At 50.1% G+C, this 13,847-nt stretch carries 10 protein-coding genes; 4 read left to right on the forward strand and 6 right to left on the reverse strand.

Annotated elements, in window-relative coordinates; genetic code table 11:
* Positions 1–107: 107 nt before the first annotated feature.
* The 3 genes from G9U52_RS19320 to G9U52_RS19330 all read right to left on the reverse strand — a co-directional run bounded on the left by G9U52_RS19320 (position 108) and on the right by G9U52_RS19330 (position 3,456).
* Positions 108–1,301: an MFS transporter gene (locus G9U52_RS19320; protein WP_166152291.1), complete on the reverse strand. Its 1,194-nt coding sequence runs from the start codon at positions 1,299–1,301 to the stop codon at positions 108–110.
* 193 nt (positions 1,302–1,494) lie between these two features.
* Positions 1,495–2,508 carry an aldo/keto reductase gene (locus G9U52_RS19325; protein WP_166152292.1) on the reverse strand — a complete coding sequence of 338 codons (1,014 nt, stop codon included), beginning with the start codon at positions 2,506–2,508 and terminating at the stop codon, positions 1,495–1,497.
* A 120-nt stretch (positions 2,509–2,628) separates the two neighbouring features.
* Positions 2,629–3,456, reverse strand: a complete 828-nt coding sequence (locus tag G9U52_RS19330) for a sugar phosphate isomerase/epimerase family protein (protein ID WP_166152293.1) — start codon at positions 3,454–3,456, stop codon at positions 2,629–2,631.
* Between the two features lie 269 nt (positions 3,457–3,725).
* Here G9U52_RS19330 and G9U52_RS19335 point away from each other — a divergent pair, with 269 nt between their 5' ends.
* A complete protein-coding gene (locus G9U52_RS19335; protein WP_166152294.1) occupies positions 3,726–4,145 on the forward strand; it encodes an organic hydroperoxide resistance protein in 420 nt (139 codons plus the stop codon).
* A gap of 143 nt (positions 4,146–4,288) precedes the next feature.
* Here the strand turns inward: G9U52_RS19335 and odhB are convergent, their stop codons facing one another.
* Both odhB and G9U52_RS19345 read right to left on the reverse strand, forming a co-directional pair.
* On the reverse strand, positions 4,289–5,602 hold the full coding sequence (gene odhB, locus G9U52_RS19340) for a 2-oxoglutarate dehydrogenase complex dihydrolipoyllysine-residue succinyltransferase (protein WP_166152295.1): 1,314 nt from the start codon (positions 5,600–5,602) through the stop codon (positions 4,289–4,291).
* Positions 5,603–5,655: 53 nt separating this feature from the next.
* On the reverse strand, positions 5,656–8,526 hold the full coding sequence (locus G9U52_RS19345; protein ID WP_166152296.1) for a 2-oxoglutarate dehydrogenase E1 component: 2,871 nt from the start codon (positions 8,524–8,526) through the stop codon (positions 5,656–5,658).
* A gap of 429 nt (positions 8,527–8,955) precedes the next feature.
* Between G9U52_RS19345 and G9U52_RS19350 the strand changes: the two genes are divergently transcribed.
* The gene (locus G9U52_RS19350; RefSeq protein ID WP_166152297.1) at positions 8,956–9,633 is read left to right on the forward strand and encodes a SanA/YdcF family protein; all 678 of its coding nucleotides are present in this window, start codon (positions 8,956–8,958) and stop codon (positions 9,631–9,633) included.
* 254 nt (positions 9,634–9,887) lie between these two features.
* Here the strand turns inward: G9U52_RS19350 and G9U52_RS19355 are convergent, their stop codons facing one another.
* Positions 9,888–10,490 carry a YwhD family protein gene (locus tag G9U52_RS19355; protein WP_166152298.1) on the reverse strand — a complete coding sequence of 201 codons (603 nt, stop codon included), beginning with the start codon at positions 10,488–10,490 and terminating at the stop codon, positions 9,888–9,890.
* A gap of 116 nt (positions 10,491–10,606) precedes the next feature.
* On the opposite strand from G9U52_RS19355, the gene G9U52_RS19360 reads away from it, so the two are divergent.
* Together G9U52_RS19360 and G9U52_RS19365 are read left to right on the forward strand one after the other, a co-directional pair.
* On the forward strand, positions 10,607–12,775 hold the full coding sequence (locus G9U52_RS19360) for a M1 family aminopeptidase (RefSeq protein WP_207953078.1): 2,169 nt from the start codon (positions 10,607–10,609) through the stop codon (positions 12,773–12,775).
* 15 nt (positions 12,776–12,790) lie between these two features.
* Complete coding sequence (locus G9U52_RS19365; RefSeq protein WP_166152300.1) at positions 12,791–13,606, forward strand: hypothetical protein; 816 nt, start codon at positions 12,791–12,793, stop codon at positions 13,604–13,606.
* The last annotated feature ends 241 nt before the right edge of the window (positions 13,607–13,847 follow it).

A 13,847-nucleotide genomic window follows, 5' to 3' on the forward strand; every position in this document is an offset into this window, starting at 1 on the left:
AGGCGGTATTTAACTTCTGCCGCGAAGTTGTCATTGCCAGTCCTGGATATAGCAGGAACGGCACGGTGATGGCTTCTGGACTTGTCTGGCCTTCGGTCAAAAGCTCCCTACGCATCATAAGCACGCTGTGTGGCGGAGCCTTTGGACCAATAGGCAGCACCAGCGGCGATAATTAATAAGATACCGGTCACCCAAAATACGCTATGGATCGAGAACATCCCACTGATCGCCCCGCCTACCAAAGGGCCAAGCATCCCCCCCAGCATATTCGCCGTTTGGCTCAGCCCAAATGCCCGTCCACGAAACTCAATGGCTGTCGTACGAATAATTAGTCCATTTAAGGCTGGGAACACCGCACAGAAAAAAGCTCCATATACAAACCGTACAATCGAGAATCCCCATATATCATGAAAAGGGATTTGCGCCAAATTTCCCAAGCCTCCGGCCAATAGCCCAATAAATAAAATTTGATGGAAGCCGATTTTATCTGCTAGCTTTCCCCACCTTGATGCAAAGAGCACGCCAGCCACACCTACAAGCGAGAAAACAATGCCTGCCATTAGCGATGCATCTTCTAAAGAGCTTCCGATTTGTACAATGTATAAGGGCAATACCGGTTCAATCGTCATTACGGAAAATTGGGTAAGCAGCATAAGGCCTAATATGACCATAAATGGGCGGTTGTTGGCAGCCATTTTCATAGACCCTATAATGGAGTTTCGCCCCTTGCTGGGCACGAATTTTTCTTCCTTTACCCAGAATAGGACAAGCAACGCGCTCATCAGCACAAATACACCAGCACTTGCGAAGGCAATCCGGCTGCCGAATATATTAGCTATAACCCCTCCCAAGAGCGGGCCCAGAATCGAACCTGTTGCTGTTGATGTAGAAATCGTCGCCATCGCATATCCCATCTTGTCCTCAGGTGTATTCGTTCCGATCAGGGCGATAGATCCCGGTATAAAGCCACTAAGCAGCCCTTGCAGCACACGCAAGCCCAGCAATTGATAGGGATTTGTTACTAGGGAAGTAAGCAAATAGATCACGCAGAGCACAAAACCCGCGCGTACGATCATCGGCTTTCTGCCATATTTATCGCCCATCGCTCCCCAATAGGGGGCAGCAATCGCTCCAGCCAAAAATGCAGAGCTAAAGATAAGTCCTGACCACATTTCAAGATGCTCGTTAACGCCCATATGTATCAAAAACAGCGGCAAAAATGGAATGACCATAGAAAAGCTAGCCGCCGTAATAAAGCATCCTACCCACAGGAGCCACAAATTTCGTTTCCAGATTTCCACTGCCCACACTCCTCGTGCCTTATCTCGTATACGTCCAAGACCTGCCGATTACAAGCCATTATTATCATCGCAACAGCTTTCAATTTTCTGTATCGTGGTAATGGTAGCACCATTGCCGTTTGCTGTAAACCTTTTGGATGCTTGCCGATACACGAAAAAGAGGGCTGCACGATGCATCCCCCTAATGCTATTCTTATTTGGACACCTCAGGTGCCCGCCCTCTTCTTTGCTGGTTTTCTGCAGCTAGGTCGTAAGGGTAGCTGACTGGCAGCTCGCTGATATCGTCTAATCGCGCGATTTGCTCTTCTGTTAGATACCATCCGCTTCCGCCTAGATTATCATCCAGTTGGGCAACGTTGCGGGCTCCGATAATGGGTGCTGTAATCACATTGCGGCTGAGCATCCAATTTAACGCTACTTGTGCTGGAGATTTGTCCGTCTCTTCAGCGATGGTATGCAGCGTGTCAATAATATTCCAAGTCGATTCGTTATTGAAACGATCCCATGTTGCCTTATTCGACCCCACTCTTGTGTCGGCCTGTGGCTGCTGGCCACGCCGGAATTTACCGCTCAACCAGCCGCTCCGTAAGGGGCTCCAAGGGATCACCCCAATGCCTTCATGCGTACATAATGGCAATAGCTCATATTCGGTCGCACGGCAAAGCAAATTATATTGTGGCTGGAGGCTGACAAAAGCTTCCCAGCCATGCTGCCGGCTCGTATATATCGCCTTTTGCAGCTGCCAAGCTCGGAAATTACTTGCGCCTATGTAGCGGACTACCCCTTTTCGTACCAAATCATTCAGTGTGCTCAAGGTTTCCTCAAGCGGCGTAGCCGGATCCCAGGCATGCACCTGGTACAGGTCGATATAATCGGTGCCCAGACGATTTAAGCTGTCCTCTACCGAAGCCAAAATATGCTTGCGGCTAAGCCCGCCGTCATTTTGCCCTTCGCCCATCGGGAAGCGCACCTTCGTGGCGATTACATAATCGTCCCGCTTCTGCTGTTTTAACCAATTGCCCACGATCTCCTCGGAGATACCCCGCGAATATACATTGGCTGTATCTATAAAATTGCCACCCTGCTCCGAAAAACGGTCCATCATCCGAAAGCTTTCATCTTGGTCTGCTGCTTCCCCAAACGTCATCGAGCCTAAGCATAATTCACTAACCCGCAAGCCTGTCTTTCCTAATGAACGATAATTCATTTGAAATTCCTCCTTTAGAGTTTTCGTGATCATTGTCGCAAGATTGTTCGTGGAAACTGACTTCGTAAGTATCACTAGCTTTGTTTGCTTTTGATTAACTCTCTTCGTATGGGCCACTTCTTACAGATAAGGCTCAACAATTCGTTTAATTCGTTCTAGCCCTTCCCACATGTCACCCGGTCCATCATAGATCAGCACGATTGCACAGTTGCAGCCTACTGCCCGTACAGTTTCAAGGCAGCTGAGGAATTCTAATTCATCCGGCATTCCGTATTCGTCATATTGTGCTTTGGCATGTACGGATACACTATAAGGCAAGGTCATAAGAAACTCATCATACTTGCTTGGCAATTTGAAATTACCAAAATCCGTGATCATTCCGACCTTATCGCCGGTAAGCTGGAGAAGGTTGACGCAGCTTGCACCCGTTGATGTCAGCAATCTGAAGTTTTCCGTAATAACACGGACGCCCCTGCCGGCTGCATAATCCGCAAGCTCTGATAAGGCTGAAGCTGATTGCCGGATTGCACCCTCTTCTGCTGGGTCTGCTTCGCCCGCAATGACGCGGATCTGCTTGGCTCCGGCTCCTGCGGCAATATCTATCCAATTGCGGATGAGGTTGAAGTCTGCCTCCCGCCGCGTTTCGTCCAACGTCGTCAGGTTGCCGTAATCCAACAGCAGCGTATCGAACGTTATGCCCGCTGCTATAAAAGTCTCCCGCAATCGCTCCAAGTAATCGGGCTCCGTCGAAGGAAAATGAAAATGACATACCTCCAAAGCCTGGTATCCACGCTTCGCTGCTTCAGCCGGCAGCTCAAGCAAGCTTAACAACTGCGGCTGTTCCTGCTCATTCATTTTGTGCATGCCTTCATTGGCATCCCACACTGTCCACCTAAGGGGTCCCAGCATCCGATGCAGGCTCCAAGTACTCACGGATAAGTACGACATTCCTTTCTATCCTCCCCGAATATATTCAAGCGCTTTCATCATACCACAACAAACGTATAGGGTGCGACATCCACGACAATCATGATATCTATTTAGAGTAATTACTGGCAAAAGGAAGGACATACTGCTGTCTCAGGAAAGCGTTTGGAAGGTTCATTAATCGGCTCCGCGGGTATTTATTACAGGTAAGCAAGGGACTTGTGGCAAACTATTCTCCAACCTCATACATGCAACAAATAGGCAACTAAATCTGAAAGGGGACATTTAAAATGGCAGAATCTTATACCGCTCATGTTACATCACACGCTGGAAGAAATGGCTTTGTCCGTACGTCAGATGGCAAATTCGACCTGAAGCTTGGGACAGCCAAGGAGGGCGACGAAGAAGGTACGAATCCTGAACAGCTATTCGGTGCGGCTTATGCTGCATGCTTCCATAGTGCCCTAAAAAGCATCGCCAAAAGCAAAAAAATCGATGCAAGCCATTCTCAGGTGACTGCACATGTCACCCTTCATAGCGAGGGTAAGGAATACCATTTATCCGTTGAAATGGAGGTTACTGTGCCTGACCTAGAGGAGGCTCAAGTTATGGAGCTTGCCGAAGCCGCTCACCAGGTATGCCCCTATTCCAAGGCAACGCGCAACAACATTGAAGTGAAGCTAAAAGTTGGTACCCCAGTGCCGAAATGATAGACACCTTATAGTTTAGACATTTATAGCGAAAACAAATGATAATCAGCTGCATGTGCAGATTCAAGTCAAAAAAAGCAGCTATCCATCTTGAGTAAACGATGGGTAGCTGCTTTTTGTTATGGAAATAGCTTATTAAGAGATTAACCTTCCAGCAGCAACGCTTCTGGATCCTCCAGCAATTGCTTCACCGTTACCAGGAAGCGAACCGCTTCGCTGCCATCAACGATACGATGGTCATAGGAAAGCGCCAGGTACATCATAGGGCGGTTTTCGATGCCATCCTCGCCAATAGCTACAGGGCGCCGTTGGATCGTGTGCATGCCTAAAATACCAACCTGAGGGGTATTCAGAATCGGTGTCGACAACAGCGAGCCGAATACGCCGCCATTGGTGATGGTGAAGGTGCCCCCTTGCAAATCGGCAAGCGCAAGCTTATTATCGCGCGCTTTTACGGCCAATTCACCAATCTTGCGCTCAATTTCAGCAAAGCTCAACCGGTCGGCATCACGTACTACCGGAACAACCAAGCCTTCCTTAGCGCCAACTGCAATCCCGATATCGTAATATTTTTTTACTAAAATATCTTCGCCTTCAATTTCCGCATTCAGCAGAGGGAAGGTTTTTAATGCACCCACAACTGCTTTCGTGAAAAAGGACATAAAGCCTAGGCCAACATTATTTTTCTCTTGAAACGATTGCTTGCGGCGTTTGCGGAGATCCATAATCGCGGTCATATCCACTTCGTTGAAGGTCGTCAGCATGGCAGCTGTGCGCTGCGCTTCAACTAAACGGTTGGCGATCGTAACGCGGCGCCTGGACATTTTCTTGCGCTCAGTTGGCTTGGACGCATCTGCTGCGCCTGCAGCAGGACCTGCTTGCTGTGCTTGCACCTGTTGCGGCTGAGCTTGCTGTGTGCCATTCGATGCGGCTTGGGACGAGAAAGCGTCAAGGTCGCCGCGCGAAACGCGGATCGTATCCACGCCGTTAACAGGGCGCGCCTGGTTCAGGTCGATGCCACGCTCTCTTGCCAGCTTGCGGACCGACGGGGATGCGGTGTAAGCACCGTCCTCGTTCGTCTCGGCAGCAGGACCGCTGTCGTTTTTGGCTCCGCCAGCATCGGCCGGGGCTGCAACCGCTGGCTTGCCAGCTGATTCAGCTGCTGCGCCGCCCGAGCCTTCGGCTGGGGCTTTAGCAGCCTCCTGGCCGCCCGCTCCCCCAGCAGCGCCAGCGCTAATCACGCCAACGCTTTCGCCTACTTGTACGGTGTCGCCAGCTTGGCGCGTAATCTTTTGCAAAATGCCATCGGCTTCGGCATTGATCTCCAAATTCACCTTATCTGTTTCCAATTCAAGCAGCAAATCGCCAAACTTTACGGCGTCTCCTTCATTTTTCATCCAAGAAGAAATCGTTCCTTCTGTGATGGATTCACCCAATTCCGGTATTTTAATATCCATGCAATTGCCGCCTCCTGTGCTTATTATTGGATAACTTTCACAAATCTATGATATTAGAGCTGCTCCAACGCTTCTGTAATAATTTTCTGTTGTTCAAAGCTATGGACGTTCTGGTAGCCGCTTGCCGTACTCGCGCGGTCGGGACGCCCAATATGGCGAATCGCTGTACCTTCAGGCAGCAGCTTACGAATTCGAGGCTCCATATAAGTCCATGCGCCCATGTTTTTGTTTTCTTCCTGCAGCCAAACAATTTCCTTAAGGTTCGAATAACGCTCGATAATCGCTTCCAGCTCGGCTTGCGGGAATGGATACAGCTGCTCCACACGCGCCACATGCAGCCAATCCAAATCCTTCTCTTCGGCTGCAATCGCATCCTCCAGATCAATCGCTACTTTACCGCTGCATAAAATTAGACGTTCCACTTGGTCGTGCTGTCCACCCAAGCCTGTTTGCTCCAGCACGCTCTGGAAGGAGCCCTCGCTAAATGCAATGCCAGGCGATGCTACACGTTGGTTACGAATTAAGCTTTTCGGTGCCATTAAAATTAAAGGGCGTGCATATTCGGTTTCGGTCATCGCCGCTTGGCGTCTAAGCAGATGGAAATATTGCGCCGCGCTCGTCAAATTCGCTACTGTCCAGTTGTCCTCGGCAGCAGCCTGCAGGAACCGCTCCAAGCGGGCACTTGAATGCTCCGGCCCTTGGCCTTCGGAACCGTGTGGAAGCATAACGACCAAGCTCGACCGCTGTGCCCATTTCACTCTGCTCGCTGCGATGAACTGGTCAAAAATAACCTGGCCCGCGTTGGCAAAATCCCCGTATTGTGCTTCCCAGATCACAAGCGTTTCCGGCGAAAATACATTGTACCCATATTCAAAGCCAAGTACGGAAGCTTCCGACAACGGGCTGTTGTGGATGGCAAACGATGCCTTCGACTGTGGCAGTACATGCAATGGGGAATAGCTGCGCCCGGTATTCGGGTCATGCAGAACCAAGTGACGGTGGGCAAAGGTACCACGCTGTGAATCCTGTCCGCTTAAACGGATCGGCTTGCCTTCGGACAATATCGTGGCAAAAGCCAAGGTTTCGGCAAGCGCCCAATCGACTTTTCCATTTTCGTCCAAGGCATGGGCTCGGCGCTCCAGAATGCGCTGAAGCTTCGGGTACACCTGAAAATCCTTAGGAAAATTCAGCAATTCAGCATTGATCGCCTGAAGCTCTTCAAGTGGTACAGCCGTGGGAAGCGTTGTCGGATCGATTTGATCCAGCAGCTTCTCGCTAAGATTATTTTCTTTGCCGTTAACTTCTTTATTTTTAACCAGGTCATACGCATCCTGCATATCCTTAAGTGAATCCTGCTTCATCTGGGCTACTTGGCTCGCATCCACAAAGCCTTCTTGCACCAGCTTATTGGCGTAAATTTCGCTAACAGTCGGGTGTTTATGCACCTTGTTGTACATAATTGGCTGTGTAGCCTCTGGATCATCGGTTTCGTTATGGCCATATCGGCGATAGCCCACCAGGTCGATCAGGAAATCCTTTTGAAAACGGATCCGGTATTCGCTCGCCAAACGTATCGCTATGACGCAAGCCTCAGGATCATCTGCATTAACGTGAACGATCGGAATTTCAAAGCCTTTGGCCAAATCGCTCGCATAATGCGTGGAGCGCGAATCTGAGCTTTCGGTGGTGAAGCCCAAACGGTTATTCGCAATAATATGAATCGTTCCACCATTACGATAGCCAGGCAAATTGTTAAAGTTCAAAGTTTCGGCAACGACGCCCTCGCCTGGGAAAGCCGCATCACCATGGATAATGACGGTTACTGCCTTGCTGACATCCAGCTTTGGAAAGCCTGGCTCCGTACGATCCTCTTGGGCCGCCCGTGTGAAGCCTTCCACTACCGGATTGACATACTCCAAATGGCTCGGATTATTTGCCAGTGTCAAGCGGGTTTCGCCCTGCTCTCCGTCTGCGACGGAACGATAAGCACCCAGATGATATTTGACATCGCCGGTCCAGCCATAGTTGATCCCCATTGAGCCTTCGGAAGGAATCATATCCTTATTAGGGGAATGGTGGAACTCGGAAAATATTTTGCTATAAGGCTTGCCCAAAACATGCGTAAGCACGTTCAATCGGCCGCGATGCGCCATCCCCATAAGGATGTGGTCCGCTCCATCCTTTGTAAAGCGGTTGACGATTTCATCAACTACAGGGACAAGAACGTCCAAGCCTTCGATGGAAAACCGTTTTTGCCCAACAAAGGTGCGCTGTAGGAAATGCTCGAATTGCTCAACCTGAACCAGCCTCTTTAACAGCGACTTTTTCTCCTCTGTAGCAAGTGGCGTCGGCCAAGTATTCGCTTCTACCTGCTTATTCAGCCAGTCCCGTTCTTCTTCCTCGTGCACATGGCTGAATTCGTAAGCAATTGTTTTCGTATAAATTTGGCGAAGCCTTTGGATCGCATCCAAGCCTGTTACTACTGCACCTTGTGCGTTTTCCCAAATTAACGAAGCCGAGACCGCTTTTAAATCGGCTTCGGTCAGCCCGTACGTTTCCGCCTCAAGAATACGGGTATCGGATGGAGCACGCAATGTAAGCGGATCTGTATCCGCGGCAAGATGGCCATAGGTGCGGATGTTCCACACAAGCCTGTCTGCAGCAACTGCTTTTTTCATAAGTGCCAGATGATCCTGTTGCGTCGCCGCCGTTGCTTGCACGGACCCTTGGGAATTCGCTTGCACAGATACCGAATCGGAAGGCTGCTCTGTTGGCGGAGCTCCAAAACGGTCGAACAATTCACGGAACGTGGGTTCCACCAAGTCGGGGTTGCTAACATATTGATCATATTGCTCATAAAGGTAACCTAGATTGGGTCCAAAATAAGCATCCCAGGGTCCCAGGGTTGTACTGCCAGTTGTCATTCGTTAATCTCTCCACTTCTATGATGTTATGGATACCTTGCTGAAACTCCCTATTACTTATAATAACCTTATATGGTCAAACCTAATAACTTTGCCCACGCAGAACCAAAATTGTGCTGCTCCTGATGTCATAGCTGTATTATTGTGAAAAAAATCACCATTACAGACAGGTTCATTACTAAGTATAAGCTACCTTAAATTATAATACGAATTTCCATACCGTAAATTGCTTAGTTTGTATTAAACCAATCTATTATTGAGATCAATTAACAGGGTGCTTAAGCAACTTCTTACCGGGCACAAGCGTCTAATTGGTAATATGAGGTGATATATCTAATAAGTGCTTGGTGGAGAGCCGTGTTTTCAGGTAAACCCGGAATGTTAACCTCGTGCAAGAACAGTATTGTTAAATAAGGCGGAGATTCCACTATGAAACGACCTATTGGCCGCAAGCTATTGGCACTTTTGGCATTGACCCTCGTAGCCTTGGGCGGGGCGATGGGCATTAATGCCCATGTACAAGAGGCAGCCTTGCCCTACATCTACAGCCAGCAACATGCTCCTGCCGCTGATGCTATTCTTGTATTGGGCGCACGGGTTTACTCCAACGGAGCCGTTTCGCCTATTCTTGGCGACCGCCTTGAGGTTGCTTTGGAGCTTAAGGACGCCGGAAAAGCAAGCCGGTTTATTGTCAGTGGCGACCACGGGCAAACCGACTACGACGAAGTCAATGCCATGCGCCGTTTCCTTGAGCAAAGGGAAGTGCTGCCCCAGGACATATTTATGGACCACGCCGGCTTCAGCACCTACGAAAGCATGTATCGCGCCAGAGATATATTCAAGGCTAAGAAGGTTCTCATCGTTACCCAACAGTATCACCTGATGCGTGCTGTATATACAGCCAGAGCGATGGGCCTGGATGCCTACGGAGTTGCTTCGGATAAGCAGGACTACGCTTTTATGGAACATAATGAACGGCGCGAGGTATTGGCACGCATTAAAGACTACGCCTTCGTGCACCTGCTCCAGCCGAAGCCAACGTACCTGGGCGACGCGATCCCGCTTACAAGCGACGGAAGGCTGACTGCGGACGGCTTAAGCCGTTGAGCGAATGCTCCCAGCGGGACAGTTGATAAACAGGGAGGGAAGGCACTCACGGTCGCCGTCATAGAGAAGCATGTTTATTACGAGCGATTAAAGGATATATGGCAAAAAGGCAGGCCCGGGGGCCCGCCTTTTTGCTGTCCTAGTATAGGTGATATACTAGCGTCCAGTATACAACCAACAACCTGCCAAGTACAATGTATTTCACATAATTGCCTTAATTGTTAACTCAGTGCCTCAACTCAGTGCTCAGTGCTTTAACCGAGCGCCGCTTTTAAATCATCACCGGAGTTCGCCCACATCTCAGGGTTATACTCCATAAGTAGCTTCTTCAGCGCTGCTTTCTCCTTGTCGCCCACATTATCGAGCATAATGCGCCGTTTCAAGGCATAGTCCATCCGGTTAACGTGATCCGCAAGAATTTTCCATCCGCGCCGCGCCTCTCGGTCGATCAGCATTTCGCAAGAGGTCACTCCAGCATAATAATTGCCCTCTTCCTTGCGGTCAGCCGCCACCCAAACGATCCAACTGGACTCGCCATTCGGAACGTCTTCCTTGTTAACAGAGAACTTGATCCCCTTCTCGACCTTGCTCTTGGCATGAAGCGCTCCCATATCCAGGTATGCTTCATCGCCCTCGATGATTACGCTCGATAGCTGGCTCAGGTTAATCGAGCCCGCTCCAAAGCCGCGGTGCTCCACCTTGCCGCTAACGATATTCAGGGCAATCTTCTTCTTCACTGCAACTGGCTCATCAGCAGCATTTGCTGGCTTCTCAACTGCATCTGCCGGCTTCGCTTCAACAGCCTCTGCTGGCGTCTGTGCAGCCTGGTTCACAGGCTGATCTTTATTTATATCCATCGATGGCACCATCCCATTGTAAATAAAGTTTGTCTTTCTTATTTATTTTAGCTAATAATCCCCGTTTTGCAAACATATACATGCTTTAGATGCTTGTCAACGGGGTGAAAAATGAAATGATAAAACGATTTGGCCGCCTTTCTGTGCAATGGTGTTCGCTTTTAGTACTAGCTATGGGGCTCACTTGGGCAAGCCATGCCTTGCTTCCGCCCACTCCTGAAGCATCACCGAGTCCAACTGCTTCCAACCAGCCAGACAGCATCAGTGCTTGGACGCACCCCTCTTCCTTGGGAGCCCAGAGCCCGAGCCCGGTCCAGACCCAAGCTCAGACCCAGACCCAAGCTCAGCAGCAGTCCCAAGCCCAGCCACTCGCCAAGCCCGCCTCCTCGGCTTTGGCAGCGCAAGCGGAGGAGCCGGCTTTGCCTCCCGTTAACCCACAAGCGCCCCCCAGCCTACCTGCTAAGCCTGTCGAAAAGCCCGCCCCTACCCCGCTTAGCAACCGCATTGTGGAATACCATATGAATGTAGAGCTGGATGCAGAAGGCAAGCTGTTATCGGGAACACAGTCGCTAACCTGGAAAAATCCTGGGAAGCTGCCTGTGCAGGAGCTTTATTTCCATCTGTACCCAAACGCCTTCAGCTCGAAAAAAACGACGTTTATGAAGGAATCGGGCGGCAGGCTGCGCGATGATAAAAGCAAGGATGGCAGCTACGGCGGCATGGAGGTCAACTCCATGAAAACGCTGGACGGCGAAGAGCTGATGGGCAGCTTCCAATATGTCCAACCTGATGATGGCAATAAGGACGACCGCTCTCTCATGAAGGTCACGCTGCCCAAAGCGGTTAATCCCGGGCAAAAGGTGACGTTAGAGTCGGTATTTACCGTCAGGCTGCCTTCCGTATTTGCCCGCATGGGCTATGCCGGCGACTTCGTGATGGCTGGCCAATGGTTTCCCAAAATCGCCGTGTATGAGCCGACAGGCAGTAGAGGGCGAGGCACAGAAGGCTGGAATCTGCATCAATACCATGGGAACTCGGAGTTTTACGCCGACTTTGGTATCTACGATGTACGGGTTCAAGTGCCGTCAAGCTATACCGTCGCCGCAACCGGCTTCCCGCTCAAGCCGCCCACCGATGATGGAAAGAAAAAAACTTACGCGTTTTACGCGGATGATGTGCATGATTTTGCTTGGGCAGCCTCACCGCATTTCATTTACTATGAGGAGCCTTATGCGACTCCCCAAGTGCCCGGTGTCCGCATTAAGCTGTACCTCGACCCCAACCATAAGGAATTGAAGGGCAGGTATATGACCGCCGCCAAAAAAGCGCTAGCCCGCTATTCCGAATGGTACGGCAGCTACCCCTATTCGACCTTGTCGATCGTCGTGCCTCCCGCTAATGGCAATGGCGCTGGAGGGATGGAGTACCCGACGCTGGTTACAGGCTGGGGCGCAGCCGACGACCAGCCCGACCTGGAGTTGGAACGCGTGATTGTCCATGAGATTGGGCACCAGTTCTGGTATGGCATGGTCGCCAGCAATGAATTCGAGGAGGCTTGGCTCGATGAAGCGTTCACCTCCTACGCGGAGGATAAGCTGATGGAACGGGAATATGGCGTCAGGCCGAACACGACCGTGGAAGCCAGCTACATGACCCAGCCTGAATCGCTTAATCTCAACTCCTGGAGCTATGGCAAGCATGATGCCTACGCCGAAAATGTGTACACACGAGGTAAACTCGTGCTGCGGGCGATCGAAGATCAGGTAGGCAGCGAAACGATGCAGCGCGTATTAAAAGCGTATTTTCGAGCTTGGAGATTTAAGCATCCGGCAACTGCCGATTTCCAAAAAATATTGGAGGACACGACCAAAACCAGCTGGGCTGAATTTTTCACACAGTACGTTTACAGCGGGCAAATGGTGGATTACGCTATCACAGGCATCCAAACCAAAAAGACATCCGTAGACGAAATTCCCATGTATGAAAACAACGTACGCATTCAAAAGTATGGGGGGACCTACCATCAGGTGCCAATCCGCTTTCATTTTGCCGACGGATCGCAGATTGACCAAATATGGGATGGGCTCGACGCGGATGTAAACTTCAAGCTCCATCACCCCGCCCGGCTGGATTGGGCTGCCATTGACCCCCAATATAAAGTCGTATTGGAAAACAAACGGATGAACAACTTTATGAAAACAGACGTGGAGCCCCAGCTCGCCATACGCTGGAATTTGGGAGTAACCAAGCTGCTTGAAACCTTATTTGATTGGATTGTTTGGTGAGAGGGGAATGCGTAGATGGGGAAATTGCTAAAAAACGGCTTGTTGCAAGCCTGGAGCCAGCCTTTTGCCGTATGCCTATTATTTATATATAACCTGCTATGGGGCGTGCTTCTATATGCCCTTATCCGGTCTATTGTTGTCCCCTTGCTGCACCGTTATCCAAGCCCGGAGCTGCCACGCGAGGCTGTCCATTTATTTTGGCTGGAGGGGCAATTTCAGCTTATGAAAACCGACCTCATGTATCCTTACCTATGGTGGGGCTTGGCCTTGCTGCTTGTACGCCTGTTATTCACCCCGCTGCTCAGCGCCGGTCTTTATTATTCATTGGAGCATTTGGAGCTGAACGCGGGCTACCGGTTTATGCAGGGCATCCGCAAGCTGGCTCTCCCCTTTATCCTGTTATATGCGATCCAAATCGTGCTTGTAATCGTCCCTTTCTACTTACTGGGCCCAAAGCTGATGGAGGCCTATAGCACGCAGCATTCCCTAGCGGCGATAACTTGGTATATGGCACCTTGGATTCTCGGGTATCTGGCATATTTATTTCTTTTGAATACCGTATTTATGTATATGCAATTTGGGCTTGCAGGCGGTAAATCCCCGACTTGGTCCCTCGGGCTACTCATTCGCAATTTAGCTCCTGTGATGCTGCTCGCTTTGATCACACTGGTCGTTACTGTAACTATTACAGCCCTTGTTATGGCCTCAGCTATGGTGTGGGCAGGCTTTGCTGCCCTCTTGGTTGTCCAGGCTTACCGGCTTGTGCAGGTGTTCGGAAAAATATGGATGATCACCTCCCAACATACATTATGGAATGCAAAAAACGAATAATGAACGCAAAAGCCGATTACCGAATGAACGCAAAAACGACTAGCCTTTCTAAAGAGTCATACAGCTTACAGAAAAGCTTTGCCAAATAGAAATGGCCGCACCCCCTTGGCGTAAACAGCCTAAGAGGAATGCGGCCTTTGCTTTGCAAGGAATCATGGCTACCACCTGAGATTATGCGGTCATTCCATGTGGATTAATCACCTATTTTCTTGAAACGCCACCATCAAATCGCGATTTAAAC

Origin of the sequence: Paenibacillus agricola, from assembly GCF_011440305.1 — a bacterium.
Lineage (GTDB): Bacteria > Bacillota > Bacilli > Paenibacillales > NBRC-103111 > Paenibacillus_S > Paenibacillus_S agricola.

Bases quoted from the DNA above. Each gene is read 5' to 3' on its own strand.
- G9U52_RS19330 (WP_166152293.1), bottom strand. From the start codon at position 3,456: ATGTCGTACTTATCCGTGAGTACTTGGAGCCTGCATCGGATGCTGGGA.
- G9U52_RS19345 (WP_166152296.1), bottom strand. From the start codon at position 8,526: ATGACAACTGGCAGTACAACCCTGGGACCCTGGGATGCTTATTTTGGA.
- G9U52_RS19355 (WP_166152298.1), bottom strand. From the start codon at position 10,490: ATGGATATAAATAAAGATCAGCCTGTGAACCAGGCTGCACAGACGCCA.
- G9U52_RS19325 (WP_166152292.1), bottom strand. From the start codon at position 2,508: ATGAATTATCGTTCATTAGGAAAGACAGGCTTGCGGGTTAGTGAATTA.
- G9U52_RS19360 (WP_207953078.1), top strand. From the start codon at position 10,607: ATGATAAAACGATTTGGCCGCCTTTCTGTGCAATGGTGTTCGCTTTTA.
- G9U52_RS19335 (WP_166152294.1), top strand. From the start codon at position 3,726: ATGGCAGAATCTTATACCGCTCATGTTACATCACACGCTGGAAGAAAT.
- G9U52_RS19365 (WP_166152300.1), top strand. From the start codon at position 12,791: ATGGGGAAATTGCTAAAAAACGGCTTGTTGCAAGCCTGGAGCCAGCCT.
- odhB (WP_166152295.1), bottom strand. From the start codon at position 5,602: ATGGATATTAAAATACCGGAATTGGGTGAATCCATCACAGAAGGAACG.
- G9U52_RS19350 (WP_166152297.1), top strand. From the start codon at position 8,956: ATGAAACGACCTATTGGCCGCAAGCTATTGGCACTTTTGGCATTGACC.